This window comes from Prochlorococcus marinus str. MIT 1013, from assembly GCF_027359395.1.
Taxonomy (GTDB): domain Bacteria; phylum Cyanobacteriota; class Cyanobacteriia; order PCC-6307; family Cyanobiaceae; genus Prochlorococcus_B; species Prochlorococcus_B marinus_E.
This window is the reverse complement of record NZ_CP114778.1, coordinates 212605-238291: the sequence shown is the minus strand read 5'-3', so window position 1 is coordinate 238291 and position 25687 is coordinate 212605. Positions and strand designations below refer to the sequence as shown.

Sequence of the window (25687 nt, the reverse complement as noted above, 5' to 3'; positions counted from 1 at the left end):
TTAGGCTCCCATTGCTGTATATCTTTTTACACCAAGTTTCCAAAGAATATTTACAGAAGGTACCAGTATTGAAATCCACAAAATTTGAGCTAAAAAGCCATTAAAAATATCAACTGGCATCCCCGATAAAATCTTTGCTGGAAAATTAATTAGATAGGGAAAAGGGGTTAACATTGCAACTTTTAGAACGTTAGAAGGAAAGGCTGTTAAAGGTACTAATAAACCAGAAAGAAAAAGATAAGGTACAAATATTAATCTCTCAAGTGCACTAGATTTTTCAGTCCAAAAGCAAAGTGCAGCGACTAAACTTTGAAGAAGAAAAGCAATAGTAAAAGCAAAGTGAGTTGATAAGTACGCCAGCATTAATTGAGGTAGTGAGGGAAGCCAAAAGGATGATGGATTTAATATAAAAAAAGTTATAGCTATGGCTATTGCGAAAGGAAGTCTTGTTGCCTGCTCTGCCAAGTGAGAAGCTACATATCTAAATAGAGGGTGCAAAGGTTGGAGCAAATATGGTGATAATCGACCAGATAGAGAATCTTCCTCAAAAGAGAAAACAACCCAAACAACTGAAAATTGCCTAACTAGAAAAGCACTTAAAAAATATCTTGCCAACCCTATATCATTTAGACCAAATGAATTACCAACATCATTTTGGCTCCAAAGAGAAAACATAATAAATGGTAGTACTCCAGATAGAGCCCATAAAGCTATTTCGATGCGATATTCCAACATGTATGCATATTGTGTTGTAAGTAAGGTCTTAATAACCTTGAAAGACAATCCAAATATTCTCAATTGACTTCACCTTTAATAAATAATTCTCCTATTAATTGATCAATAGGAGGATCACTAATCTCTAAATCGATAATATCGAAATCAGTTAATAGATTACTTACTACATCTGTCAACTTATCCCTTGAAACTAATAAACATACAAAACGATCATTTACATCTTGAATCTCACCGTATTTTTCAAATTGTTCACTTGCACATGAATTTTTCAATTCAACTTTTACCTCTCTTGACGGTGATAATGAATTAGCAAGTGAATCAAGGTCACCATCATAAAAAAGCTTTCCTTTATGAATACAAATAACTCTTGGACATAATGCTGTTATGTCAGCCATGTAATGACTAGTTAGCAAAATTGTCGCACCAGTTCTTTTATTGTATTCAGCTAAAAAACTACGAACTCTAGCTTGAGCATTTACATCTAGACCAAGAGTAGGTTCATCTAAAAAAAGGACAGATGGTTTATGCAATAAAGCAGCAAGAATTTCAGATTTCATTCTTTGTCCCAACGACAACTTTCTGACAGGTCTCGTAAGTTCTTCTCCTAGTTCAAGCATCTCTGCTAATTCATTAATTCTTACCTTAGCTTCGTGGTCAGACAAACCATAAACAGCTGCGTTTACATATAAAGAATCCATGGGAGGAAGGTCCCAAATCAACTGTTGCTTTTGCCCCATAACCAAAGTTATCTCCTTTAGAAAAGCCGTTTGCCTTCTTTGAGGTGAGAAACCACCAACATCAACTAACCCTGTCGATGGATGAATAAGACCACACATCATTTTTAATAATGTGGTTTTACCAGCTCCATTAGCCCCAAGAAATCCGACTACTTCTCCCGGTGAGATTTTAAAACTTATATCAGTTACTGCAGGGACGTCATAAGTCTTTCGATCGAAAAAATGCTTAAGAGTACCCTTAAAACCCGGCTGTTTGTTTGCAACTCGATAATATTTACTCAGCTGATCTACAACGATCAAGTCATTAGGATTATTTTGCAATTAATTTTCAAACGCTTCAACATTAAGATAAAACATTTTTGCCTACATAGCAGATAAAATCAAAGTAAAGAAAAAACTATAGGTTTTAAAACTAAATGGAAGAACAAAAATATGTAATAGCGATAGCTCTTGCAGAGCAAAATAATAAAAGATTAATGCCTCTTGGAGGAAAAACATTTTCTGGAGTTAATACTTTAAGTCAATCGTCTAAAAAAGAAGTCGAAAAGATAATACTTGATTTATTACTAAGGATATTTCAAAGAACTACTGAAGGTAGTCTTAAAATATCAAACGATGAAAGTGGATTATTACTAGCAGAAATTAGTTTTGAAAGTTTGCATAATAATATTCCAGTAATTAAATCAAATTGGATTAATAGTGGAGATACAGATACTTTAATAGAAAAATTAAAATCAATATGTTCAAATCTTTGGAGTATTAAATTCCAAAAACATGAAGGAATAATTTTTAATGACTTAAAAAATAAGAAACTATCCTGAAATCTTTGATTGAGCTTTCTCGGCTTTACGAATAATCTTCTTAGCCTCTTCACGAGACATGCAAGACTCAGCTTTAGTTTGCAACTTTATAAGCTTCGCATGCTGTTTCTCCAACTTCATAAAACAAATTTAAGAATTAAATAATTAATATAAATATAACATACTTCTTTGGATTTGTAAATAAAGTAAGTTATCAAAAACCAATATTTACAACAATTCTAGTGATTTATTCTTTTATTTGAGATGTACCTATGAAGAACAGAAACATCTAATTCACCTAAACCAGTCTGCATTAATAGTTGCTCCATTTCTTTTACTCTTGATGCAATGGGTAAATCAATATTTATAGATTTAGCTAACTCAGTGGCAATAGATAAATCCTTATGATGCAACTCTAATTTAAATCCCAATGGATGTTTATCAATCAACATTGCTTTTGATCTATTTTCTAATGGCCATGAATTCGCTGCTCCTACTTTTAAAGCAGCAACGACATCATCCATTGGCAAATTCAACATTTTACCTAATTCCATTGCCTCTGCAACTGCTGCATATGTTCCTGCAACCAGTATCTGATTAAGAGCTTTGACTTGTTGACCTTTACCTACACCATTAAAGTAATTAATTGATTTACCTAGCACTTGAAATATATGTTCAAAAGATAAACAATCTTTTTCACTTGCACCAATAAATAAAGATAGTGAACCGTTATGAGCACCCTCTGTCCCTCCAGAAACTGGACAGTCAACATAAAAAATATTTTTTTGACCTAATCGTTTATGTATTGAGATAGATTTATCAGGACTTATTGTAGAGAAATCAATAACAAATGAATTAGGCTTTAGTGATTCTGATACTCCATTATCCCCAAACAAAACAGATTCAACTGCATTATCATCAGTCACGCAAATCAAAAGGCCATCGCAGTCACTAACAGCTTCTATAGGGTCAAAAAAATATTTTCTTTTTGCGTCATTATTTAATTTATTTCTCTGATACAAATTCAAATCATAGCCATTATCAATTAGGCGCTGAGACATGGGCTTCCCAATAGCTCCAAGGCCAATAAAAGCTAGTTTCATCAAAATTGGATTTTCATTCAAAACGAACTAAGAGTAATAAGTACAACAAAGATTTGAACTATTACTATAAAAAATTAATATGGTGCCAAAAGAAGAAAATATGATGCGATAATCAATTCATTGAATACTTAAGAAATTGACTAATTTTACAGATTCCAAGAATGCTACTCATCATTGGTATCCATTCTTGAAGTATCAAGAGGAATGTGAAGCCGCTGGCAAGGAAGCTAGTGTTAATGATTGGATGAGAGCTTCAGGGCAACTACAAAACAGAATTGATTTTGAAGAAGCAAAGAAAGCAGCTGAAGCTGAAGCTCTTAAAGCAAAGGCTGAGGCTCCCAAAAAAGAGGCTTAAATAAATATTTTTTAATCAAGAGAAAGAATATATTTACCTCTTTAAATAATTAGATAAATTACTGACAGATAATAGGAAAATCTTGTGAAGATGTATCAAACTAGTTGCGTCAATGCAATTCATTTTACTAAAGTTATTTAATTAAGGTCCTAGGAAATATATAGCCTAAGATCAATACATATCTGATCCTAAATAATGTCAGAGACCAAAGCCCTAAATGTACTTATTGCCCCAGAGGGCCAATTACAGGGTAATGGACAATTAAGAGAATCCTTTCATGAGAGAAGGGATCGCAGAGGTGCAGATTATCCTATGTGGTATCTAAATTCCTCGTTAGTTAGCAAGTTCAATATCACTGAGAAAGAAGGATATGAAGCTGTTGTAGCAGAAGATGCAACAACAATAGCTTGGCTAAAGCTTCGCTTTGGAGGAGAAAAGTTGAGCAAAGAACTCAATATCGATGAGCTTTGGGAGCATGCAAGTTTGCCCCCTGAGCCGCCAGAGATAAAAGATATAGCAATTCAGAAATAAATAACCTGATGAAACCTGTTCATAAAATAACTATCCATCATAAGCAGGAAGGGAAAACATATTCCTTTGAGGTTCCTGAAGGTGAGTACATTTTGAGAAATTTCGAGTCCAAAGATGAGAATGGTGAAATAATCGGAGATAGACTTCCATTCTCTTGCAGAAATGGATGCTGCTCAGAATGTGCAGTTAAAATAATTTCAGGTGAAATGGATCAAGAAGCTTGTATTGGTTTATCTAAAGAGCTTAGAGCTAAAGGATTTGGTTTGTTATGCGTTTCAAAAGCCATAGGTCCTCTAGTATGCGAGACCCAAGAAGAAGACGAAGTCTATAACGCTCAATTTGGAAAGTATTTCAAAGGACTGGATACCCAAGCTGGTAATCCATTTGATATTTAAAAGGTCTAAATAGTCTTACTTATCAGTCCAAAAATTCAAAATATCTCCACCAGTAAAATTAACATCCTTTTCATATCTTAATGCGTTGGTTGCCTCCATAGGTAAAGCAAATTGCTGAAATATTAAAGAAACAAATTTTATAAATTTAACTGGTTTAGCTATCCCTTTTGTTGATACAAAAGCTCTAAATGCTTCAATTATATTATTTCTTAAATCCCAAAATCTATTATCTTCAAGATTAAATACCCAAGGGAAAGCATTCTTAGATGTGTGATTTGTTCTTTTAATAACTTCCTCATCAAATTCTTTAGGCTCTATGCCCAATAATTCATAAAATTCTCCTCTTTCACAAACTGTAAGCGTATGAGTAAGAAATACACTCCAAAGGAAAAAACGACTCAATAACTTACCTCTCCAACCTTTAGTTATCCCAGGCCAGCATCTCATCATTACAGTAAAGCAATCGCCATGCCTGTTCTCGTCTTGACACCATGGTTCAAAGAAGTCAAATAAAGGAGCAAAGGCTTCTCCTGGATTAGCTTTAAGATGTCTGTCCATCAAAATATATCTCCAATAACCAATTTTTTCTGAAAGATACACAGAATAAATAACCCAACTAATTGGGAACCAGGTCGCTGCTCTTTTTCCACCTAAATGAGGTAGATCCACTTCAATACCCTCTGCCACTAATGCTCTGCTAAGAAATCCTGCATGTCTAGCTTCGTCTCTAGCTAAAAACTGAAATAGTTTACCAAGATCTCTATTTCCCTCTTTCTTTAAACGATTTGAAATCTCCTTGAAAAGTAGGAATCCAGAAAACTCTGAAATAACTGATCTAACTAAATAACTCTCATAGGTCTCTTTAGCCTTCTGAGGTAATTCTTGTAATCTATCTAGACTTGCCTTTCTATCAAAATGAGTACAGTTATAATCTGCTTTCATTTCTGAAAGCATTGCTTCAAACTCTTCACGCGCATCAGTTAATTCTGTCTTGGCTGCCTTCTTGAATTCGGTTACATAGAAACGAGGTGTTAAAAGGTTTTCATCTAAATGTGGCGGCAACTCATTAGTTCCGCGTGTATCAACTCTTAGTTTTGGGGAAGAAGAAGCTGTTGCGGTCATTCCAATTTTCAAGCAAGAACATAATTGTATGTCTTAATTTGAAAAAAAGGTGAATTTTTAATCAGGTAGTAATAGAGCTTTGCCTAAAACGGCAAAAAAGAAGCTGAAAAAATGAATATAAAGTTAATTTATGACAGTTTAGAGAGAACAAATTCACTAAATTAAAATTATTTAAAAAAAATATTTAAAAGACGTATTTTTTAAATAATTAGCAAAAAGATGGTTAAGAATGAATATCTTGCAAAGCTGAAACTGAAAGAATTTGATTCTGCAAAGCCTCTATCCCTTTTACTGCAGCACTAGCACCCTTCAGGGTTGTTAAAGTTGGGACAGAATAGTCAAGAGCTGCTTTTCTAAGGTATTTATCATCATAAATCGCTTGACGGCCAATGGGAGTATTTATTACCAACTGAACCTTTCCTGATCTAATCAGATCCTCTATATTTGGTCTTCCTTCGTGAACCTTAAGGACCCTTTCTACATTTAAATCAAATTTCTCAAGATAGTTGGAAGTGCCAGATGTAGCCAGAACTGAAAAACCTAGTTCAATTAATTTCTTTGCTACTGGAATCAATGCCGGCTTATCTCGATCATGAGTAGATAAGAAGACAAAACCAGAAGTAGGTAATCCCTCACCGGCTGCAAGTTCGGATTTTGCATAGGCCATTCCAAAAGTTTTTGCAGATCCCATAACCTCACCAGTTGAGCGCATTTCGGGTCCTAAAAGACTGTCTGAGCCAGGGAAACGTTTAAAAGGCATAACAGCCTCTTTAATTGCCTGAAGTGGAGGAATTGGTTCTTGATTTAATCCAATATCTTTTAGTGTTTTACCTAAAAGCAACTGCGTTGCAATTTTCGCAAGAGGGACTCCAGTGGCTTTAGAAACGAAAGGAACTGTTCTTGAAGCTCTTGGATTTGCCTCAATAATGTAAACAATCTCATTGCCCTCATCATCTCTCTTAACAGCAAATTGAAGGTTGATTAGACCAACTACATCAAGTTCAATAGCTAAAGATTTTGTCCAATGCTTAATTGTTTTAATTGATTCTGCAGAGAGTGTTATAGAAGGAAGGCAACAGGCTGAATCACCTGAATGAATACCAGCGGGCTCTATATGCTCCATCAATCCTCCAATCACAACATTTTTGCTTCCATCGCACAAAGCATCAACATCGACCTCAATTGCATTCTCTAAATATTGATCGATAAGGATTGGATGATCTGGCTCAACGTTTACAGCTTCCTTTATGTATCTTTCCAATTCATCTTGCTCATAAACAATTTCCATAGCTCTACCACCGAGAACATATGAAGGCCTAACAACCAATGGATAGCCAACTTTATTAGCTACATTCAAAGATTCTTCAAAAGTTCTAGCAAGACCATTTTTGGGTTGCCTAATATCCAGTTTCCTTAAAACCTTGTCAAATTGCTCTCTATCTTCAGCCAAATCAATTGACATAGGGGATGTACCTAAAACTGTTGTTCGTAACTGTGAGTTTTCCGATTTCTCTAACCAATTGACTATTGGCAAAGAAAGTTTTAAAGGAGTTTGTCCTCCAAATTGAACAACTATTCCATAAGGTTCCTCAAATTCAATAACATTTAGGACATCTTCCAGAGTTAAAGGTTCAAAGTAAAGTATGTCGCTAGTGTCATAATCAGTAGAAACAGTTTCGGGATTACTGTTTATCATTATTGTTGTATAACCTTCCTCTTGAGCTTGATAAGAAGCATGACAACAACAATAATCAAATTCAATGCCTTGTCCAATACGATTTGGACCTCCACCAAGAATTAAAATTTTATTTTTATTCTCATTTTTAATTTCATTAAGATTAATATTTTTGATTATATTTCCTTCGGTATCAATCTTGAAGGCTGGTCTTTCATATGTAGAATAATGATATGGTGTATTAGAGGAAAATTCAGAAGCACAAGTGTCAACTGTTTTAAAAACAGGAACTATTTTTAGGGAAGTTCTTTTAGCTCTAATTGTTAATTCATCAGTATTTAGAGCAAAGGCAATCTGATAATCAGAAAATCCAATTTGTTTGAGTTTGAATAAAAAATTAGGCTCTAATTGATTAATATTTTCATACTTAAGTAATTGATCCTCTGCATTGACTATATTTCTAAGTTTAGATAAGAACCAAGGATCAATTTTAGTAAAAGAAAAAATTTCTTTATCACTACGTCCATTCTTCATTGCTAATCGAACATGCATTATTCTTTCTGGCGAGGGCGTCCTTAATAGTCTTTCTAATTCAATAGAAGAGACCTTCTGATCAACTCGATCACACCCCCAACCACTTAGTCCTGTTTCTAAAGATCGTATTGCCTTTTGAAAAGATTCTTCGAAACATCTACCTATCGACATAGCCTCACCTACTGACTTCATTGAAGTAGTTAGAATTGAAGAACTCCCTGAGAATTTTTCAAATGCAAAACGAGGTATTTTAGTAACTACGTAATCAATTGAAGGTTCGAAGCACGCTGGAGTCTTGCCAGTAATATCGTTAGTAATCTCATCTAGTCTATAACCAACAGCCAAAAGAGCGGCAATTTTAGCAATAGGAAAACCTGTAGCTTTACTAGCTAAAGCTGATGATCTACTAACACGAGGATTCATCTCAATTACTATAATTTCACCATTAATAGGATTAATTGCAAATTGGATATTGCTTCCACCTGTTGCTACTCCAATTTCCCTAATTATTGAAATTGAATAGTCTCTTAAACGTTGATATTCTCTATCAGTAAGAGTTTGCGCAGGAGCTACTGTAATAGAATCTCCAGTGTGAACTCCCATTGGATCAACATTTTCAATGCTGCATATAATTACAACATTATCTGATAAATCTCTCATAACTTCCAACTCAAATTCTTTCCAACCTAAAAGAGATTTTTCGATAAGTATTTGAGAAACAGGACTAGCATCTAGGCCTGTTTTACATAATTCTAAAAATTCATCCTGGTTATAAGCAATACCGCCTCCACTTCCTCCTAATGTGAAAGCGGGACGAATAATTTTTGGAAATAAAGAAATTTCATTTCCAACTATTTCAGCTTCTTGAAGGTTGGAAGCTATACCAGATGGACATACTTCAACACCAATATTATTCATCGCTATTTTAAATAAATTTCTATCCTCAGCCTTCTTAATCGCATTAAGATCGGCACCAATTAATTCAATCTTATATTTTTCTAAAATCCCAGATTCTGCCAATTCTACAGATATATTCAAAGCAGTTTGCCCACCCATTGTGGGCAAAAGAGCATCAGGTCTTTCTATTTCTATAATTTGTTCAACAACCGAAGCCGTTAAAGGTTCGACGTAAGTCCTGTTTGCCGTTTCAGGATCCGTCATTATTGAAGCCGGGTTAGAGTTAACTAAAATGACTTCAAAGCCTTCGCTTCTTAACGCTTTGCATGCCTGGGTACCGGAATAATCGAATTCACAGGCCTGTCCAATAACAATTGGTCCAGAGCCCAGTATCAAAATCCGACGTATATCTTTACGCCGTGGCATTTGAATTTCTTGTAAACTTCATTTATGTCACGCATTCTAGGTATCTGTTTATCATCTACTGTCTAGATCGGCAAACTACCATTAAAGTTTAACCAACTTTCCGAATAAGAAACAAAGAGTATGAGCGAACTACAGCGCCTTAAAGGGCTGCTGCCACCTGAAAACCAAAGCTGGGTATTCATTGAAGCCGCAGCAGCAATAGATCCCCCCTTAATCACGCTTGAAGAAATTGGGCGAGACGAAGTGGAGATCCAAGTTGACTTGGATCAATGGGACTACTTAGCTCAAGATCATAGAAATTTATTGTTTTGGCATGAGGTGGGACGCATTCAAAATGACACCATCCCTAGAGATGGCTGGGAAATGGCAGCTCTTGCAATAGGTTTAGGTGGTGCAATAGGAGAATTATGGGTACAAGATGGATTGTTACTTTTAATGGCACTTGGATTATCAGGTTTTGCAGGATACAGATTGTATTTAAAGAATAATTCTGAAAAACGCCTCCAAGACGCTATATCCGCTGATGAGAGAGCTATTGATTTAGCTTGTAGATTTGGATATAGCGTTCCGAATGCTTATAAAAGTCTTGGTGGTGCGTTAAAAGATTTGGTAGAAAAATCTAGAAAGAAAAAAAAGAGAACATTTTATGAAGATAGATTAGAAGCACTTAGAAAGAGTGCCGAAAGAGCTCGGGCAGAAATGGCATCTCAAGAGGGATCTAAGAAATCAGTTACAAGTGAAAATGTTTATGGATAGTAATTTGCTTATTGAATTAGCTGCAAATGCTTGTGATGACAGAAAAGCTGGAAATATAAAACTTTTAAAAGTTGACGAAGTCTCAAGTATTGCCGATTGGATACTAATTACTGAAGGACTTTCTGATGTTCAAGTAAGGGCCATAGTCAATAATGTAGAAAAAATACTGAGAGAAAAAGCCGACCTCCTTCCTCTCCGAAAGGAAGGAATAAACGAAGCAAAATGGGCATTATTAGATTATGGAGATCTAATAATAAATGTTTTTCAACCTAGTGAAAGAAAATACTACGATTTAGAATCTTTCTGGAGTAATGGAATTATTCATGATTTTATAAATAATAAATTAATCGCATTAAAGTATGAATAAAATAATATGTCCTGTACCCCCAAACCAAAGGCCTTTAAATGAATTTAATAGCGTTAGAAGCTCATGGATAATCTCCTGGCCTTTTTTAGAAAAAAGCATTTTCTACAGGAAATTAATATTTAGCTGGTTACTTATTATACCATTAAGTTTAACAATTTCTTATGGAAGTGATTACTTAAAAAATAACATTTTTGAACTTACATTAGTAAGCTTAACTACTTCTCTTGTCTTTCCTATTTTATTACTAATTAGACAATGGTTAAGTTGGATATACATATATAAACGTCTTAATTCTGAAAACATCGAATATGAAGAGTCTGGTTGGTATGATGGACAGATATGGGAAAAACCAATTGATTGGAGAGCAAAAGAATTGCTAATAGCTCAATATCAGGTTAAACCCATCTTAAATCACCTGTTGAAGATAATAATATTGATTATATTTATTATTCTTTGTTCAACCTTTTTCTTATTATTGGATATAAATTAGATTATGAATCTAAAAGACAAATTATCAACAAATAATAAAAATTATTTGAGGATCCTAGTCAAAAGAGGTTCAAGTGTGGAATCAATTCATAGGGCACACGCTTCAATTTGCGACACGAAAGGTAGGACCCTTATGAAAGCGGGGTCATCTGATTATGAAACTTTCATAAGATCAGCATTAAAACCTTTCCAGGTTTTGCCATTTCTTACAAGCGGAACTTCAGAAAAATATAATTTAGATGAAAGAGCCCTTGCCCTTGCATGCGGCTCACATTCTGGATCAGCAGATCAAGCAAGAATTGCTTTCAAACTCCTTTGGAATGCAGATATTGACATTAAGAATTTAAAATGCCCAGTTCCACCAAATAAAAAAAGTAAACTTCAACATAATTGTTCGGGAAAGCATTCTGCATTTCTAGCTACATGCAAAAAAATGAACTGGGATCTAGAAAACTATCTAATGGGACATCATCCACTTCAGAAAGAAATTTTCAGAAGAGTTTCAGAGTTGTTAAAAATCCCAGCAGAAGAATTAATTGCTGAAAGAGATGACTGTGGTGCGCCAACATTACTTTTGCGTTTATCCCAGATGGCTGTTTTGTATGCACACTTATCTAGATCGGATCAACCTGAATTTGAAAAAATAACTCGTGCAATGACACATCACCCAGATCTACTTGCTGGAGAGGGATGTTTTGATTCTGAATTAATAAAACTAGGTCACAATCAAATTATTAGCAAAGGTGGAAGTGAGGGTATTCAATGTATTGGTCTTTTGGGCGAAGGACTTGGACTCTCAATAAAGGTCGAAGATGGATCGAAAAGAGCAAAGCATGCAGTAGCAATACATCTATTGCGTCAACTTGAATGGATTACTCCATCTGCATTAGAGGAACTAGATGAAAGCATCCTCCAAAAAAAACCTGGTATCTATCTTGAAGTTGAAGGACAATTAAAGATCCCCTAACCCAAACAAACCAGTATTTTACGTCACATAAAGATGTATGCTCCTATTACTTCGCGGGGTAGAGCAGTCTGGTAGCTCGTCGGGCTCATAACCCGAAGGTCGGAAGTTCAAATCTTCCCCCCGCCACCAATTAAATCCAGGCCCTTAGGGGCTTTTTTTTTACCCAAAATTGATTAAAAGGAATAAACCAATTCAACTTTTAATAAAAGTTGAACATTTTTGAATAACCTAAAAAAAGTTGAATCAGATTTTTCTGACTTTTTCATACCATAAAAGCAATGCCAAAGATATCGAAACATTTCAGGTATTCATTGAACGAATACCCCTAAGATCGTAAATTCAAATCTTCCCACAGGAAGAATTTCAAGAGGGCTATTAAGCCTTTTTATTATTACTATTTCTATGCTTGAACTTTTTCGTGGAAAGTATTGATTAATCCCTTTAACAACATTGATTAACAATAGGCAAATCCAGTCGAATTCAAATAGGAAGCAAACTTCACCAGTGAAAGATTACGAAGAATGTAAGTTAAGATTTTGCCATCATGATGATAACGATTATTAAGTATAACCATTTGGATTTTTCCTTTGCCATTTCCATCCATCCAAGCAAATCTGCTCTAATGATCTTTTAGGAGCCCATCCTAAAAGATTTTTTGCTTTTGAAATATCTGCATAACTTTTGGCTAAGTCACCATCTCTTCTGCTTTGAATTGAAAATGGAATTTGAGAACCGGTAGATTGCTCGAATTGACTAATGATCTGAAATACTGAGTAACCCTTTCCAGAGCCTAAATTGACAAATTCTAAACATGATTTATTAGAACATAAAAAGTCTAAAGCCCTAATATGACCTTCAGACAAATCCATAATATGAATATAATCTCGAACTCCTGAGCCATCATTAGTTTCCCAATCATCACCAAAAACATTTACAAACTTTCTTCTTCCACTTGCTACCTGAGTGATGTAAGGGAATAGATTATTTGGAATTCCGACTGGATCTTCTCCAATAAAACCAGATGGGTGAGCACCAGCAGGATTAAAGTAGCGTAAGGAACAAATCTTCCAAGAGCTTATATTTGATCTATATAAATCATAAAACATATTTTCAATTGCGACCTTTGTTTTGCCATAGGGGTTAATTGGTGAGATTTTATGGTCTTCAGTTATGGGAATAGAATCTGTTAAGCCATAGATAGTTGCACTACTACTAAAAACTATTGAATAACATTCATTTTCATTCATAGTAGCTAAAAGATTTTCTGTACCACAAACATTTACATCCCAATAAAGAAGGGGGTTAATAAAAGATTCAGATACAGACTTCAAGCCAGCAAGATGAATAACCGTTTGTATCGGATTAAATTCTTTAGCAGAATCGATAAAAATTTTACCTAAAAGTTGTTTATCTCTAATATCGCAATTAATCGTTTTTAAATTATAATTTAAATTTTTATCATCTAAATAATTTTTAATTGCTTTAATTGCATTTGGAGAACTATTAACGAAAGAGTCTATTATTAATACATCATATCCCTTCTCAAGCAACAACAAAGCAATGTGAGAACCTATGAATCCAGAACCACCAGTTAAAAGTACCCTCATAATAGGTTATGTATCGATTCAAGAGAAAACGTCATTTGACACTAGCCTAAAAAGAAAAAGACTTTTTCTCATCTATTCTAAATTACAGATTAGCACCTAATAAAACCAAATTGAATCTATTAAGCACTTTTTTTGAAAATTATACTGATATTAATTTAAAACTATTCCAATTGTCTATCATTATATTATCAATTAATATAATAAATATTTTTGTTACCTCGTAAACTTTAAACATATTTTTTTTATAACTACGTGTGGAATCAAATATTATAAATAAATAAAGTAAATAAATATTTTAAGAATATATTTAGTATAATAAATACAAAATCTATTTAATCAAAACTATATATATGAAAAAGGACAACTTAAAGAGAATCATCAAACAATTCGAAACTTTGATAGAAGAACTAAAAAGTGAGGTTTACTCTGACAAAGAGTCATATGTTCATCCATGGGACGAGCATATGAAAAACACTCCACGAATCATTCAATCAGATGACGATGATGGTTATGCCGATTAAAATACTCATTATGGCTTTTATAAGCTAAAGAGAAACTAAAGACATATTCATCTCAACTGATTTTAGTAGATTTACCTATTGCAATTTATTGATATAAAAAGCAAATTATAAAAAATATAATTTGTTAATGGCTGCTTTACCTCAACTAGTAAAATCAACTCCCCATGGAGGCACTATCCATAAATACCTACTAACAGGAGGTAAAACCTCTTTCATGAGATACCTTGGTTGCTATCTTGGAACCTGTAAATTCTGCAATGATATTGAGGAAGCATCAGAATTTGTATCTAGCATAGAGATCTCTCCAAAAAGCCTTTAAATATAAGATTCCATGGACACAAAAAAGAGATAAAATCAAATAGAGGTTCAGCTAATATGGATACAAGTTTTTTTATGTAAATTTAATCGATTCTCGAAGGCTTTAGGTGCTATTTTTTTGGAACTTTAAACATATCAGGAGAATACTCTTTAAATGAGCTAAACACCTCACAAAAAGAGCTGCTCGTCTATGAAAGAAGAAAAAGGAAAAGAAAATAATTCATATGAATATGAGACTAATAATCTCATTAGTTCAGCTTTTAATGAGCAAAATACAGTAAAAGACATAGATAATATTTCTTCAAAGCCATCTAATCAATTAACTAATGGACTATTGGGATGGTATTCAGTATCGAGCAGTGAGACAATCAAAGAGGGTAAATTAAATCACTTCACAATATATAATGAGCCACTTGTTTTATATCGTGATAGGGAAGGAATTGTTAGATGTGTAAAAGACGTATGTCCCCATAGAGGAGCTTCTTTTTTAGGTGGTGAAGTTATAAACGGACAACTTGTTTGTCCTTATCATGGGGCAAGGTTCTCATCTCAAGGAAGTTGTACAAACTTAGATAGAATAACTTGTCAGCATATTATTGATTCTAATTATGATAATTATGCTAAAAGCATAAAGCTTTTTCAGTACCCATGCATAGAAAAAGAAGGTTATATTTATATATATTATACTGGGACACCACTTGCAAATATTGAAGACTTTGAGATCAAGTCTTCAATAAATAGCCTTCTTCCTGATTCCTATGGATTTCCATCATTAGAGTACGAATATGAAGAAGTATATGTAGATTTCAAAGCGGATTGGGCAAGGATTATTGAAAACCATCTAGATATATTACATGTATTCTGGATGCACGGAGATACTATTCCAGACAAAAATGTTAACAGGGAAACCATTACTAGTTTTAATCAAAAAATAAAAAGAGATAATAGACAAATAGAAAGTATTTATTCATATAAAACAAATGGGCAAGAAGAGTTTATTAGAATAAAATTTGTACCTCCAGGTAGGATTTTTATATATAAAGGCTCACCTGAAAGTACAAGATATATTCAAGTTCTTGATCATATTCCACTAGGAAGTAATAAAGCAAGAGTCATAGTGAGACATTACAGGAAATTCCTAAAAAATAAGATATTCACAAATTTAGTTTTATTTAGCCATTTACAACGAAGAACATTTTATAAGATTTTTACAGAAGATTATTTAGTATTAAAGACCCAAACATTTAATGATCAGATGGGTTATATACAAAAGGATAATGTCAAATTATTAGGCGAAGATAAAATGGTACAATATTACTGGGATTGGCTACAAAACGCATTAAACAAAGAAAAACCATGGGATTTACATCCCACTAATTCATTAACCAACTCTGTTCATGAGGATAGAGGGATGAAATATCCACCAGAAAATCCTAATATGGCAATAAAGAATAATAGAAAGATAATTATTAAGCTTTTGACAAGATTATTATTCCCAATAAGTTTTATTCTTCTATTAGTGTAATTAAAAAATACTATAATTAAATATAATTATACAAATGAGAATTGAATCTAAAAAAGATTTAATAAGCTGGGCAACTTTTAGAAATATAAATGTTTACATTGATAAAGTAGAGATTTTATCGAATATCAATATTGATTTGAATTATGGTGAAAATATACTCATATTAGGCCCAAATGGGTCTGGTAAATCAACTTTTTTAAAGTTATTAAATAGATCCATTTATCCTATAGCATCAAAGCATAGTTCATTGAAACTATTTAATCAGGAAAACATAAATATTTGGGATGTAAGGAAAAAGATTGGATTTTTATTTAAAGAAATGGAACAAAGAGTAAACAAAGGAGTAAAGCTTTATGATTTAATTATATCAGGTTTTTCTGGGACATTCAATTCACGATACTCTAAATTACTTTCAGAAAAAGAAAAAATAAAAATATATAATCTAATAAATAAATGGGGACTAAATAATATTATTGATAAAGATTTCACCTCATTATCAGATGGTCAAAGAAGGAGAGCCTTACTAGCTAGAGCTCTTGTTTATGAACCCAATATACTAGTCCTTGACGAACCTTTTTCTAATTTAGATATAAAATCAAATTATATTTTAAATAAGAACATAAATAAATTAATTGACCAATCAGTAAATATAATTTATGTTACACATAATTTAGAATCTATACTGTCTAAGACTAATAGAGTTCTTTTGATAAAAGAAGGTAAAATAATAAAAGATGGGAATCCTAATGAATTAATAACTTCAAAAACACTTAGTGATCTTTTTGGAATTTCTCTTAATGTAATGAAGCAAGAGGAATACTGGAGAGGTATACCAGAATAAAACTAAATAATCACTAGAGTAAAAGCAATTATAAATATACAGATGAATAAGGTATATTTTCTGTTTAATGAAAAAACATTGAAATTATTTATTTTATTTTCCCCTGCTCGTCTAACTCCAAAAGGTGTTCCACATGAATTACATACTAATCTTCCTGATAATGAACGATCTGCTCTCATATTAGAGCTTCCACAGACTAAGCATTTATTTGCAATCATTACAATTAAATTAATTCAATATATTTTCTAGGAATGATAATGGTTCACTCATTTTTCTTGAATATCCTAGAAGGCTCTCTGAAAAAAATTCATATAAGACCTCATTTTTTTCATTTAATAATATTGTTGCCCCTCTCTGCGTTAGAAATGAGGAGTCAGGAACATATATATTCCAATTACATAGGATTTGAATCATATTAGAAAGTCTCCTAGTAGCTAGTTCAAAAGGACGTAAATGTTGTTTTTTAGAAAAAATATCAAACATTTCCCCTTTGAATAAGGAGAAAGGTCCTATAATTATATCCTCATTAAAACTAAATAAATTCTTTGAATTTTTATCCCCAAGGTAACCTCTTATAACCTCTTTAATTGTACCTCTGGAATTTATACCTGCACACATAATTAATAAATTAACTATTGCTGGTAGTCGTGAAACAAACCCTGGATTCAGTTTAAGTTTTTCATGAAGGTCTGCATTTCTTAATGCAATAACATTTTGAATATCAATCTTATTAAAACTACAAAAATAATCTTTAGATTTTTCACTGCCAATTCCTATCAATAACAAATCAACTGAGTGCTTAGAAAGTTTTTTTGATTGGGCACTTAATTGTTGAGCGTATTCAAAACTGTCAAAATCAGCAAAAGAACCCAGCAAAACTATCAACTTCTTTCTTTTTTTCAGAAAAAACCTCTCTCCCCTTTCTATTCCAATAAACTCAATAATAATATTTTTGCAATCCATTAATGCATTTAGCTTTGTTTTCAAAATAACAAAGTTCTAAGGTGGAATATGACCTTTAACTATCTCTACAAGCGAATAACGTAGTGAGTAAGGCGACTTAAGGAATAAATGATCCCATAACACGAAGATCATATTTAGTAGCAGATGTTCGCGAAATATGTACAAAACCTACAATTTCAATAAGCAATGTGAAGGGATATGGAACTTACAGACCTATAAATATATCCTCTTACTGTTCTTTGTTTATTTCTCGTGCAGACCTACGGGAATCCTAGCGTTACCTATGACTGGTACGCGGGTAATTCAGGGACGGCCAATCGCTCCGGAAAATTCATCGCTGCGCATGCTGCCCATGCTGGTTTGATGATGTTCTGGGCAGGTGCGTTCACTTTATTTGAGCTAGCTCGTTATGACTCATCCGTTGCGATGGGTAATCAAAACTTGATCTGCTTGCCTCACCTTGCTCAACTTGGAATAGGTGGAATCGAAAACGGAGTAATAACTGAGCCATATGGTTGCACAGTTATTGCTGTACTTCACCTTATTTTCTCTGGTGTTCTTGGTGCTGGTGGAATTCTTCACTCCACAAGATATGACGGTGATTTAGGAAACTACCCAGAAGGAAGTCGTCCTAAAAAGTTTGACTTCGAGTGGGATGATCCAGACAAACTTACATTTATTCTTGGTCACCACCTAATTTTCCTAGGTTTGGCAAACATTCAATTCGTTGAATGGGCTCAATATCATGGTATTTGGGATACTGCTCTAGGAGCTACTCGTACAGTCTCTTACAATCTAGATTTAGGAATGATTTGGAATCACCAAGCTGATTTCCTTCAAATTTCTAGTTTAGAAGATGTAATGGGTGGCCATGCTTTCTTAGCATTTTTCCAAATAATTGGTGGTGCATTCCACATCATCACTAAGCAATTTGGTGAGTACACGGAATTCAAAGGTAAAGGACTCCTTTCAGCTGAAGCTGTTCTTTCATACTCACTCGCTGGTGTTGGCTATTGTGCTCTTGTTGCAGCTTTCTGGAGTTCAACAAACACAACTGTTTATTCAACAGAATTCTTTGGAGATGTACTTCAACTGAAGTTTGACTTTGCTCCTTATTTTGTTGATACCGACGCATCACTTGCTACTGGCGCCCACACAGCTAGAGCATGGTTAGCAAATGTTCACTTCTATCTTGGTTTCTTCTTCATCCAGGGTCACCTCTGGCATGCTTTAAGAGCTATGGGATTTGACTTCAGACGTGTAGGCAAAGCGTTCGACAATATGGAAAACGCAAAAATCACTAACGGTTAATTAGTAACCTAATTAATTAAAATAGTGAAAAGGCCCGCTTGCGGGCCTTTTTTTTTGCGATATTTCTAGTAAAAACGATTACAGGAAATAGGACACTAATGTCACTAAACGTTCACTCAAAAATCCCCAGAGAAACAAAAGCCTAATTTATATGTAATTTTTTATACATTTATAAGTAAAAACTTGTAAAAAAATCTCAAGAGCTTGTTGCTATTGAGAATCGGTTGCAAAAAGGAATAGATTTTGTGTAAATTATAAATCCAACAAGCTCCTTTAGGTTTTCATGAGCTTTAGAAGCTACGCAGAGACACCATCATCAGCGGTCCGGATGGCAACGGGGCAATCGGTGTTAATAGATCCTTCCTCAAGGAGAGGAGATACATGCTTGGAAGTTTTGGATGGTATAGCTCGTGTTTACTGCCCTTGTGAAGAGACTGAAGGGATGACATTGGCTTTCTTGCAATCAGGCGATCAACTCAGAACAGACCGACTTTGCAGTGAAGGTGTATGTGTAGAAGCTTTAACCCCGCTTTGCTTTGTAAGTGATGCTGAAACATCAGAAGAGGCTAGAGGAGGATATGACGCTGTCAATGAGTGGACTCTTCAGCTTCTTAGAATTAGACATTTGGGTAACGCTGAACAAAGACTACAAGCTTTATTTGCTTTATTAGTTAATCGACTTGGTAAAAGATGTGGTGATTGGTGCCAATTACCATTCAGACTTACTCATGAAAGAATTGGAGAGCTAATTGGGTCGACAAGGGTTACTTCTACTCGTTTAATTTCAAGACTGAGAACAGCAGATTTACTAAAAGCGCCATCAGGTGATCCAACTCTAAGTCTTTCGCCGGAGTTCATTGAGTCATCACCATTAACAGCCTAATAAATAATGAATAAAAATATATTTTCCTGTTCAGAATCTATTGTTTTTTCACTCTGCAAAGAGATAGAATTTATAAAGGTTAGATCCAAAAACATTAATAGCTCTTTAAAGACTTGTCATAATAAATCTCTATCAAAAAGATTAAGGCTAGAGCTGGATAAACTAAATAAAAATAAAATAAAAATATTAGCAATTTCTGAGAGTATGTTCAAAAAAAATTCTCATGATTTGTCTCTAGAATTTCTATTAGAAATAACTAAAAGATCTAATTCTTTTCAACAAATATAAGTCCAAAGAAATAATAAATTTAATTAATATTTAATTCATTATCAATTATGAATAAAGCTGAAGGATCATTATTAGCAAATTTAACTTTACCTAGCAAATAAGCCATTTCATCTTCTGATTTAATTTGCTCGTCTATAACAGGATCAAGGAATACCGTAGTACGAGTATCATTTGATCTCTCTGCCATTGAATAAAGCTGTTGAACAGATGTTGTTACGTCAGACTCCATTTGGAAAGACAAAGCAACTAATTCCTGGACCGTCTGCCATTCTTGTATTGGTTTAGTTACTTCTTCAAGCTCAACTGTTTGACCTCGAGCAATCATATATTTAGCGAAGATAAATCCATGCTCCTGCTCAGATAAAGATTCTTTCTTGAAAAATGAAGAAAAACCTCTTAGTTCTCTTTCTAGGAACCAAAGAGACATAGCTAAATATTGTGCGCTTGATACCCTTTCAAGAGAAGTATGTTGATAAAGAGCCTCAAGAAGATCAACATCCATAGGCTGCGCAATAGCACGGCCTGAAGGACCTACGTTAATACCTATTGAACTGGATGTAGCTGATTGCATAACAAAAAAAAGCTAGGGCAAAGAACGCAAAAACTAATTTTTTGTTCATTCAAATGATAGCTCTTTTTGTATCATATTGTTGTTATTAACTTAAAATTTGATATTTATTTATTTGATAATGAATCTCAATTGCGTCAAAAAATTAAATATATACTTAATTAAGCATTTAAACTATTTAGAAATTAGATTTAATATTTTCAGGTAAAACCAAAAAACTTTTTTCATGTATTGTTTGAACTTTGCATTTATCTCCAATAGATAAATGTGTATCCAAGCTCATCTCTGATCTTAACTTTAGGTCTTTATTAATTACAGTATAGACATAATGATTGATGCGATATTCTTTTGAAATAACTATAAAGTCATCATCTGCACAAGCTTGTATCCGAATTGCATTTTTATCAAACATACAAACAGATTCAGATGATATCTTGGTATCAGTAGGAAAATTCAATTTACCTATACATGTACAATAGGAATCTTTAATGTATCGAATAGGCAAAATATTTTTTTGAAGTACAAATTGACCTACAAAATCATTTGATGGGTTTGAAACCATCTCAAAAGGAGTTGCATATTGCTGAATCTCTCCCCTTCTTAATACAGCCACCCGATCACAAATAGCTAATGCTTCATGAGGATCATGAGTAACTAAAAGTGCAGATGCTGAGCAAGATTTTAAAACAGAAGATAGTTCTGACCTTAATCTAGATCTAACTTCAACATCTAGAGCACAAAAGGGTTCATCCAGCAAAACTAAAGAAGTACCAGGGGCCAAAGCACGAGCCAATGCCACTCTTTGACTCTGACCTCCTGAGAGTTCGTGAGGAAATCTATTTTTAAACTCATAAATATCCAATAGATTTAATAGCCAGTTTGCTCTTTTTATAGATTGATCTTTCTTATTTATGCCAAAGCAAACATTATCCCAAACATTTAAATGAGGGAAAAGAGCATAATCTTGAAAAACCATGCCTATTTGCCTTCGCTCAGGAGATAGAAGATATTGATTATCTGAGATTAGTTGCCCTTCTTTTTTTATTAATCCACGTTTAGGCTTTTCAAAACCTGCTATTAATCTTAGAAGGGTAGTTTTACCGCAACCGGAAGGGCCTAACAAACCAACTAATTCTCCAGGTCTTAGAGATAAATTGATATCTTTTAAAACCCAATTATTATTTTTGTTAGGTTTAAACTCGTGCCATAAATTTTGGATTTCTAGTTCAGTATTCACCAAAACTATTTTTGTTTATTCTATTCACTAGAAATCCATTAAAAACAAACTAACCACAAAAGGAAAAATCTTTGGACAGAAATTACAACTATAAGTATAAAATGATACGATCTTTTCCCATCAAAGTCTCTAGCCTCAGCTAAATTGTTTTAATTAGGTAACTTTAAAAACCATGATATTTATACTGCAATGAAAAAAGATGAAAGAGTAAAAATAATAATTAAGAGACTTGAAGAAATATATCCTGATACACCGATACCCTTAGATCATCAAAATAGTTTCACGCTACTCGTAGCAGTTGTATTAAGTGCACAATCAACAGATAAGAAAGTCAATGAATTAACTAAAGAACTTTTCATGGTTGCCCCCTCAGCTAAGAAAATGTATATATTAGGTGAGCAGAAAATATACAATTATATAAAACAACTTGGGCTTGCAAAAACTAAAGCAAAAAATACTTACAACTTATCTAGGATTATTTATGAAAAATTCAACAATATAGTTCCAAATTCATTTGAGGAGCTTGAGTCACTGCCTGGCGTTGGTCACAAGACAGCAAGTGTTGTTATGTCTCAAGTATTTGGTGTCCCATCATTTCCTGTCGATACACACATACATAGATTGTCTCAGAGATGGGGATTATCATCAGGTAAAAATGTTATACAAACTGAAAAGGATCTAAAAAAACTTTTTCCAAAAGATCGATGGAATAAGTTACATCTACAAATTATCTTTTACGGAAGAGAATATTGCTCAGCAAGAGGATGTAATGGTACTATCTGTAACCTGTGCATGGAACTTTACCCTAATAGAAAGAAACCAATTATTTGTAGAAAGGCTTAATAATTATCTATTAATTTTATTATCTCAACAAAAAGGAGTATTTCTTGCTAGAAACATAGAAAAGAAAATTATTTTTAATGAAATTAGCCATAACAGGAGCTTCGGGGAAAACAGGTTTCCGAGTAGCAGAGGAAGCAATTTCAGCTGGATATGAGGTGAGATTGATAGTTAGATCACAGTCTGAGATTCCTGAAGCGATAAAAGGTTGTGAAAGGTACGTTTTGTCAGACACTAATGGGACCACTCTTGATTATGCATTACAAGGTTGTGAAAGCCTAGTTATAGCAACAGGTGCAAGGCCATCTATAGATTTAACAGGTCCAGCAAAAGTAGATTATTTTAATATCCAAAAACAAATTGAAAGTTGTAAAAGACAAAAGTTAAAAAGGGTTATTCTTGTTAGTTCACTTTGTGCAGGGAAATTGATACACCCTCTAAATTTATTTGGTCTCATACTTATATGGAAAAGATTAGGCGAAAGATCTCTACAAAAAAGTGGGCTAAATTGGACTGTCATACGTCCTGGAGGTTTGAATGAGAATGAAACTAATTTAAAAAATCAGAACATTTTGTTTTCTGGTGAAAAAACTCAAGAGGAAGGTTCGATCCCCAGAAGACTGGTTGCAAAAGCCTGTATAGAAGCCTTAAAAACAAAAGATTCGATCAAAAAAATTATCGAGATTACTAGTAACAAAGAGAATCCCAAGACAACTATGAGTAAGGCAATAAAGGCGTTTAGTATTTGACTATAAAAACTTAAATTCGCTATGAACAACAACGCTAAAATTGACGCGTTGCAGCTAATGCTTACTGATCTAAGAACAAGGAACGAATCAATAAGACATAAAGCTGCATTCAGAGGATGCCAACCAGAATTCCAATCATTAGTTACGGCACTTATTGATCAATTAGAATCTCAATTGAATGAAGAAAAACAAATTCACAGAGGAAACTCAAATTCCAATGCATGAAAAAAGAAAGTCTTAACCCAATTCCAAGCAAGCCAAACCATACACATCATTCATAGAAACCGGAGGTTGAGAACCTCTATACATCCTAAAAGTTTCAGATTCTGATTTAAAACCCAGTTTTTTAAAAACTTCTCCAGCTGACTTATTAAGGCCAGGAGCATCGATGATTATCAATCCAGGATGGCTCTCAATTAATTTTTTCAATAAAATCATCAAAAGCTTTTGAGTATCAGCCATTAAAGGACCAATTCTCCATCCATCTCCGTTTTTTAAAAGGCATGGTCTTATTCGCCCAAAGCCATGACATCGGTTTTCTTTATCAATAACTGCAATTACTTTTCCAGCTGGATGATTCAGCCAATCCGATAAAAAATGAGGTCTTGGCGTTGTTTCTCTCTCTTCGTCAAATCTCTCTACGGCATCTTGAGGTATTGAGGAGCCTTCAACGAAGCTGAAATCTTCTAAATCATCATTCTTAGAGTATTCCTCAAGTAATTTCCCATCGCCCAACCATTGCCATCTAGTTGTTTTTGAGGAACTAGTAAAGCCCCATTTTGAGTAATCAGTGATTCTCTCTGGAGCTGCCTCTAAACCAACACATGGTAAATCGCTTAAATGACTTAATGCCTTTTTCCAAAGCTGCAGGCCAAAACCTCTACCCCTATACTTTTCAATTACTATAAACAATCCAAGAAATCCGTAATATTGATTATATCGAACACCAGCGATACATCCAATAGGATTGTCATTCAACCAACCAACCCAAAGTCCCTGTTTGTCTGTATTTTTATATATTCCTAAATCACCAACTCCTGGGGCAAATCCTTCTTTTCTAGAAATTTCAGTAACAAATTCAATATCGGCATCACATAGGGGTTTAATAGATAAAGGATCATCCATAAATTATATTTTCCGTTATCAATAACTCTAATAAAGAAAAATTTTAAATCTATAAATGTGAGCAAAAAAAAACATCCAGTTAGCTAATATATATAATATAAATTAATAAAGAAAATTTTAGATCTATTAGTCGAATATTAAAAAAGAGATATAAAAATTTTTAATATTAGATAAAAAAATAACCCCGAAAATTAATTTTAAATAAAGCGTTAATAAATAAGTCCCTTCAAAGCACCTTTAGACGACATATTAGAAAGCTCAGAATAACCACCAATAAATTGATTATTTATAAATATTTGTGGAAAAGTAGAAATAGAAGTTATATTACTAATTTTATTAAATTCTTCATCATTAGTAAATATATGAGAATTATATTTTAAATGAAAAGAATCAAGAAGTTTAAGAGCTCTTTTTGACCAAGGACAATCAGGCAGAATATAAATATCAACGGTTGCAGGAATATTTCTTGAGCTACCAATTGATGTCTTATTAAGATTAGGAATAACTCCAATCAAGACATCTAATGATTTGAGGACAATTGATCCCGCAAGAAGATGTCCCCCGAATACACTGCAATTCTCATCAGATGCACTTATGTGAAGATGAGACTCGGTTGATCTTATATAACCACTTAAAGTTATTATCTCCAATTTCTTTTCAAAAATTACCGGTTTATCATTTAAAGGGCACTTAAATGAAACTTTTGAAAGGTCGCCAACAGCGCTTATTAAAAACGATGTAGAGTTATGATCTTTATGCAACTCATTTAATGATTTATAGACATCTACTCCTGTAGAAAAATTATAAAAATGATGTTCCATAATATTAATATTATTAGTAATTAAGACATTTAAGTTATTCTTGATCTAATTTTCTTACGATAAATGCCATTATTCCTAATGATAAGAAAAACATGAAAATGAGAAATGCAGTCATAATTTCACTATTTTAATTCTTAGTATAATATAATAGGTTCTATATAGGACATACTTAAGGATTTTTAAACAAAATTACTAAATAAG

30 protein-coding genes and 1 tRNA gene are annotated in these 25687 nt (G+C 33.4%); 18 read left to right on the top strand and 13 right to left on the bottom strand.

Annotated elements, in window-relative coordinates; all coding sequences use genetic code 11:
• Positions 1–798, bottom strand: coding sequence for an ABC transporter permease (locus tag O5633_RS01245; RefSeq protein WP_269610210.1), 798 nt, complete (start codon positions 796–798; stop codon positions 1–3).
• Positions 795–1793, bottom strand: coding sequence for an ABC transporter ATP-binding protein (locus O5633_RS01240; RefSeq protein ID WP_269610209.1), 999 nt, complete (start codon positions 1791–1793; stop codon positions 795–797). The genes O5633_RS01245 and O5633_RS01240 overlap by 4 nt, the downstream gene beginning before the upstream one ends.
• A gap of 95 nt (positions 1794–1888) precedes the next feature.
• Between O5633_RS01240 and O5633_RS01235 the strand changes: the two genes are divergently transcribed.
• The gene (locus O5633_RS01235; protein WP_269610208.1) at positions 1889–2293 is read left to right on the top strand and encodes a hypothetical protein; all 405 of its coding nucleotides are present in this window, start codon (positions 1889–1891) and stop codon (positions 2291–2293) included.
• Here O5633_RS01235 and O5633_RS01230 read toward each other — a convergent pair.
• Both O5633_RS01230 and O5633_RS01225 read right to left on the bottom strand, forming a co-directional pair.
• Positions 2285–2413, bottom strand: coding sequence for a hypothetical protein (locus tag O5633_RS01230; RefSeq protein WP_269610207.1), 129 nt, complete (start codon positions 2411–2413; stop codon positions 2285–2287). The two genes, O5633_RS01235 and O5633_RS01230, sit on opposite strands and share 9 nt — an antisense overlap.
• A 98-nt stretch (positions 2414–2511) precedes the next feature.
• Positions 2512–3375, bottom strand: coding sequence for an NAD(P)-dependent oxidoreductase (locus tag O5633_RS01225; protein WP_269610206.1), 864 nt, complete (start codon positions 3373–3375; stop codon positions 2512–2514).
• A 136-nt stretch (positions 3376–3511) separates the two neighbouring features.
• Between O5633_RS01225 and O5633_RS01220 the strand changes: the two genes are divergently transcribed.
• The 3 genes from O5633_RS01220 to O5633_RS01210 all read left to right on the top strand — a co-directional run bounded on the left by O5633_RS01220 (position 3512) and on the right by O5633_RS01210 (position 4656).
• Entirely contained in the window at positions 3512–3730 is a 219-nt protein-coding gene (locus tag O5633_RS01220; protein ID WP_036907367.1) for a hypothetical protein, read from the top strand.
• A gap of 195 nt (positions 3731–3925) precedes the next feature.
• A complete protein-coding gene (locus tag O5633_RS01215) occupies positions 3926–4261 on the top strand; it encodes a hypothetical protein (RefSeq protein ID WP_269610204.1) in 336 nt (111 codons plus the stop codon).
• A gap of 8 nt (positions 4262–4269) precedes the next feature.
• The gene (locus tag O5633_RS01210; RefSeq protein ID WP_269610203.1) at positions 4270–4656 is read left to right on the top strand and encodes a 2Fe-2S iron-sulfur cluster-binding protein; all 387 of its coding nucleotides are present in this window, start codon (positions 4270–4272) and stop codon (positions 4654–4656) included.
• A gap of 15 nt (positions 4657–4671) precedes the next feature.
• Here O5633_RS01210 and acsF read toward each other — a convergent pair whose 3' ends face one another.
• Both acsF and carB read right to left on the bottom strand, forming a co-directional pair.
• Positions 4672–5778 (bottom strand): magnesium-protoporphyrin IX monomethyl ester (oxidative) cyclase, encoded by a 1107-nt coding sequence (acsF, locus tag O5633_RS01205; RefSeq protein ID WP_269610202.1) that lies wholly within the window; start codon positions 5776–5778, stop codon positions 4672–4674.
• A gap of 223 nt (positions 5779–6001) precedes the next feature.
• The gene (carB, locus tag O5633_RS01200; protein ID WP_269610201.1) at positions 6002–9310 is read right to left on the bottom strand and encodes a carbamoyl-phosphate synthase large subunit; all 3309 of its coding nucleotides are present in this window, start codon (positions 9308–9310) and stop codon (positions 6002–6004) included.
• 120 nt (positions 9311–9430) lie between these two features.
• On the opposite strand from carB, the gene O5633_RS01195 reads away from it, so the two are divergent.
• From O5633_RS01195 to O5633_RS01175, 5 genes are all read left to right on the top strand, one after another.
• Positions 9431–10066: a DUF3318 domain-containing protein gene (locus O5633_RS01195; RefSeq protein ID WP_269610200.1), complete on the top strand. Its 636-nt coding sequence runs from the start codon at positions 9431–9433 to the stop codon at positions 10064–10066.
• Positions 10059–10433: a ribosome silencing factor gene (gene rsfS / locus O5633_RS01190; protein WP_269610199.1), complete on the top strand. Its 375-nt coding sequence runs from the start codon at positions 10059–10061 to the stop codon at positions 10431–10433. Before O5633_RS01195 ends, rsfS begins: the two co-directional genes overlap by 8 nt.
• Positions 10426–10923 (top strand): CGLD27 family protein, encoded by a 498-nt coding sequence (locus O5633_RS01185; RefSeq protein WP_269610197.1) that lies wholly within the window; start codon positions 10426–10428, stop codon positions 10921–10923. The genes rsfS and O5633_RS01185 overlap by 8 nt, the downstream gene beginning before the upstream one ends.
• A gap of 3 nt (positions 10924–10926) precedes the next feature.
• On the top strand, positions 10927–11889 hold the full coding sequence (locus O5633_RS01180; protein ID WP_269610196.1) for an asparaginase: 963 nt from the start codon (positions 10927–10929) through the stop codon (positions 11887–11889).
• Between the two features lie 52 nt (positions 11890–11941).
• Positions 11942–12018 (top strand) — tRNA-Met (locus O5633_RS01175).
• Positions 12019–12449: 431 nt separating this feature from the next.
• Here the strand turns inward: O5633_RS01175 and galE are convergent.
• Complete coding sequence (galE, locus tag O5633_RS01170; RefSeq protein ID WP_269610194.1) at positions 12450–13496, bottom strand: UDP-glucose 4-epimerase GalE; 1047 nt, start codon at positions 13494–13496, stop codon at positions 12450–12452.
• A gap of 350 nt (positions 13497–13846) precedes the next feature.
• On the opposite strand from galE, the gene O5633_RS01165 reads away from it, so the two are divergent.
• From O5633_RS01165 to O5633_RS01150, 4 genes are all read left to right on the top strand, one after another.
• Positions 13847–14017, top strand: a complete 171-nt coding sequence (locus O5633_RS01165; protein ID WP_269610193.1) for a hypothetical protein — start codon at positions 13847–13849, stop codon at positions 14015–14017.
• Between the two features lie 127 nt (positions 14018–14144).
• Positions 14145–14336, top strand: coding sequence for a hypothetical protein (locus O5633_RS01160; protein WP_269610191.1), 192 nt, complete (start codon positions 14145–14147; stop codon positions 14334–14336).
• A gap of 189 nt (positions 14337–14525) precedes the next feature.
• On the top strand, positions 14526–15860 hold the full coding sequence (locus O5633_RS01155; RefSeq protein ID WP_269610190.1) for a Rieske 2Fe-2S domain-containing protein: 1335 nt from the start codon (positions 14526–14528) through the stop codon (positions 15858–15860).
• Between the two features lie 34 nt (positions 15861–15894).
• Entirely contained in the window at positions 15895–16701 is an 807-nt protein-coding gene (locus tag O5633_RS01150) for an ATP-binding cassette domain-containing protein (protein WP_269610189.1), read from the top strand.
• Positions 16702–16703: 2 nt separating this feature from the next.
• On the opposite strand, the gene O5633_RS01145 is transcribed toward O5633_RS01150, so the two are convergent.
• On the bottom strand, positions 16704–16919 hold the full coding sequence (locus tag O5633_RS01145; RefSeq protein WP_269610188.1) for a hypothetical protein: 216 nt from the start codon (positions 16917–16919) through the stop codon (positions 16704–16706).
• A 10-nt stretch (positions 16920–16929) separates the two neighbouring features.
• Positions 16930–17688 carry an AhpC/TSA family protein gene (locus O5633_RS01140; protein ID WP_269610187.1) on the bottom strand — a complete coding sequence of 253 codons (759 nt, stop codon included), beginning with the start codon at positions 17686–17688 and terminating at the stop codon, positions 16930–16932.
• Between the two features lie 228 nt (positions 17689–17916).
• Here O5633_RS01140 and O5633_RS01135 point away from each other — a divergent pair, with 228 nt between their 5' ends.
• Positions 17917–18975 carry a chlorophyll a/b binding light-harvesting protein gene (locus O5633_RS01135; RefSeq protein WP_269610185.1) on the top strand — a complete coding sequence of 353 codons (1059 nt, stop codon included), beginning with the start codon at positions 17917–17919 and terminating at the stop codon, positions 18973–18975.
• Between the two features lie 283 nt (positions 18976–19258).
• Positions 19259–19858 (top strand): Crp/Fnr family transcriptional regulator, encoded by a 600-nt coding sequence (locus tag O5633_RS01130; RefSeq protein WP_269610184.1) that lies wholly within the window; start codon positions 19259–19261, stop codon positions 19856–19858.
• A gap of 307 nt (positions 19859–20165) precedes the next feature.
• Here the strand turns inward: O5633_RS01130 and O5633_RS01125 are convergent, their stop codons facing one another.
• Positions 20166–20717 carry a ferritin gene (locus tag O5633_RS01125; RefSeq protein ID WP_269610183.1) on the bottom strand — a complete coding sequence of 184 codons (552 nt, stop codon included), beginning with the start codon at positions 20715–20717 and terminating at the stop codon, positions 20166–20168.
• A 175-nt stretch (positions 20718–20892) separates the two neighbouring features.
• Positions 20893–21951, bottom strand: a complete 1059-nt coding sequence (locus tag O5633_RS01120) for an ABC transporter ATP-binding protein (RefSeq protein ID WP_269610182.1) — start codon at positions 21949–21951, stop codon at positions 20893–20895.
• 189 nt (positions 21952–22140) lie between these two features.
• Here O5633_RS01120 and nth point away from each other — a divergent pair, with 189 nt between their 5' ends.
• From nth to O5633_RS01105, 3 genes are all read left to right on the top strand, one after another.
• On the top strand, positions 22141–22794 hold the full coding sequence (nth, locus tag O5633_RS01115) for an endonuclease III (RefSeq protein WP_269610181.1): 654 nt from the start codon (positions 22141–22143) through the stop codon (positions 22792–22794).
• 77 nt (positions 22795–22871) lie between these two features.
• Entirely contained in the window at positions 22872–23540 is a 669-nt protein-coding gene (locus tag O5633_RS01110) for an SDR family oxidoreductase (RefSeq protein WP_269610180.1), read from the top strand.
• Between the two features lie 21 nt (positions 23541–23561).
• Positions 23562–23765, top strand: a complete 204-nt coding sequence (locus O5633_RS01105) for a hypothetical protein (protein WP_269610178.1) — start codon at positions 23562–23564, stop codon at positions 23763–23765.
• Positions 23766–23777: 12 nt separating this feature from the next.
• On the opposite strand, the gene O5633_RS01100 is transcribed toward O5633_RS01105, so the two are convergent.
• Together O5633_RS01100 and O5633_RS01095 are read right to left on the bottom strand one after the other, a co-directional pair.
• Complete coding sequence (locus O5633_RS01100) at positions 23778–24665, bottom strand: GNAT family N-acetyltransferase (RefSeq protein WP_269610177.1); 888 nt, start codon at positions 24663–24665, stop codon at positions 23778–23780.
• A 209-nt stretch (positions 24666–24874) separates the two neighbouring features.
• A complete protein-coding gene (locus tag O5633_RS01095; protein WP_269610176.1) occupies positions 24875–25486 on the bottom strand; it encodes a PCC domain-containing protein in 612 nt (203 codons plus the stop codon).
• Positions 25487–25687: the final 201 nt, after the last annotated feature.

What these genes read in the sequence shown, in the direction of transcription:
- O5633_RS01235 (WP_269610208.1), top strand. Translation starts at nt 1,889, where the DNA reads ATGGAAGAACAAAAATATGTAATAGCGATAGCTCTTGCAGAGCAAAAT.
- O5633_RS01230 (WP_269610207.1), bottom strand. Translation starts at nt 2,413, where the DNA reads ATGAAGTTGGAGAAACAGCATGCGAAGCTTATAAAGTTGCAAACTAAA.
- O5633_RS01225 (WP_269610206.1), bottom strand. Translation starts at nt 3,375, where the DNA reads ATGAAACTAGCTTTTATTGGCCTTGGAGCTATTGGGAAGCCCATGTCT.
- O5633_RS01215 (WP_269610204.1), top strand. Translation starts at nt 3,926, where the DNA reads ATGTCAGAGACCAAAGCCCTAAATGTACTTATTGCCCCAGAGGGCCAA.
- O5633_RS01210 (WP_269610203.1), top strand. Translation starts at nt 4,270, where the DNA reads ATGAAACCTGTTCATAAAATAACTATCCATCATAAGCAGGAAGGGAAA.
- acsF (WP_269610202.1), bottom strand. Translation starts at nt 5,778, where the DNA reads ATGACCGCAACAGCTTCTTCTTCCCCAAAACTAAGAGTTGATACACGC.
- carB (WP_269610201.1), bottom strand. Translation starts at nt 9,310, where the DNA reads ATGCCACGGCGTAAAGATATACGTCGGATTTTGATACTGGGCTCTGGA.
- O5633_RS01195 (WP_269610200.1), top strand. Translation starts at nt 9,431, where the DNA reads ATGAGCGAACTACAGCGCCTTAAAGGGCTGCTGCCACCTGAAAACCAA.
- rsfS (WP_269610199.1), top strand. Translation starts at nt 10,059, where the DNA reads ATGGATAGTAATTTGCTTATTGAATTAGCTGCAAATGCTTGTGATGAC.
- O5633_RS01185 (WP_269610197.1), top strand. Translation starts at nt 10,426, where the DNA reads ATGAATAAAATAATATGTCCTGTACCCCCAAACCAAAGGCCTTTAAAT.
- O5633_RS01180 (WP_269610196.1), top strand. Translation starts at nt 10,927, where the DNA reads ATGAATCTAAAAGACAAATTATCAACAAATAATAAAAATTATTTGAGG.
- galE (WP_269610194.1), bottom strand. Translation starts at nt 13,496, where the DNA reads ATGAGGGTACTTTTAACTGGTGGTTCTGGATTCATAGGTTCTCACATT.
- O5633_RS01165 (WP_269610193.1), top strand. Translation starts at nt 13,847, where the DNA reads ATGAAAAAGGACAACTTAAAGAGAATCATCAAACAATTCGAAACTTTG.
- O5633_RS01160 (WP_269610191.1), top strand. Translation starts at nt 14,145, where the DNA reads ATGGCTGCTTTACCTCAACTAGTAAAATCAACTCCCCATGGAGGCACT.
- O5633_RS01155 (WP_269610190.1), top strand. Translation starts at nt 14,526, where the DNA reads ATGAAAGAAGAAAAAGGAAAAGAAAATAATTCATATGAATATGAGACT.
- O5633_RS01150 (WP_269610189.1), top strand. Translation starts at nt 15,895, where the DNA reads ATGAGAATTGAATCTAAAAAAGATTTAATAAGCTGGGCAACTTTTAGA.
- O5633_RS01145 (WP_269610188.1), bottom strand. Translation starts at nt 16,919, where the DNA reads ATGATTGCAAATAAATGCTTAGTCTGTGGAAGCTCTAATATGAGAGCA.
- O5633_RS01130 (WP_269610184.1), top strand. Translation starts at nt 19,259, where the DNA reads ATGAGCTTTAGAAGCTACGCAGAGACACCATCATCAGCGGTCCGGATG.
- O5633_RS01125 (WP_269610183.1), bottom strand. Translation starts at nt 20,717, where the DNA reads ATGCAATCAGCTACATCCAGTTCAATAGGTATTAACGTAGGTCCTTCA.
- nth (WP_269610181.1), top strand. Translation starts at nt 22,141, where the DNA reads ATGAAAAAAGATGAAAGAGTAAAAATAATAATTAAGAGACTTGAAGAA.
- O5633_RS01110 (WP_269610180.1), top strand. Translation starts at nt 22,872, where the DNA reads ATGAAATTAGCCATAACAGGAGCTTCGGGGAAAACAGGTTTCCGAGTA.
- O5633_RS01105 (WP_269610178.1), top strand. Translation starts at nt 23,562, where the DNA reads ATGAACAACAACGCTAAAATTGACGCGTTGCAGCTAATGCTTACTGAT.
- O5633_RS01100 (WP_269610177.1), bottom strand. Translation starts at nt 24,665, where the DNA reads ATGGATGATCCTTTATCTATTAAACCCCTATGTGATGCCGATATTGAA.
- O5633_RS01095 (WP_269610176.1), bottom strand. Translation starts at nt 25,486, where the DNA reads ATGGAACATCATTTTTATAATTTTTCTACAGGAGTAGATGTCTATAAA.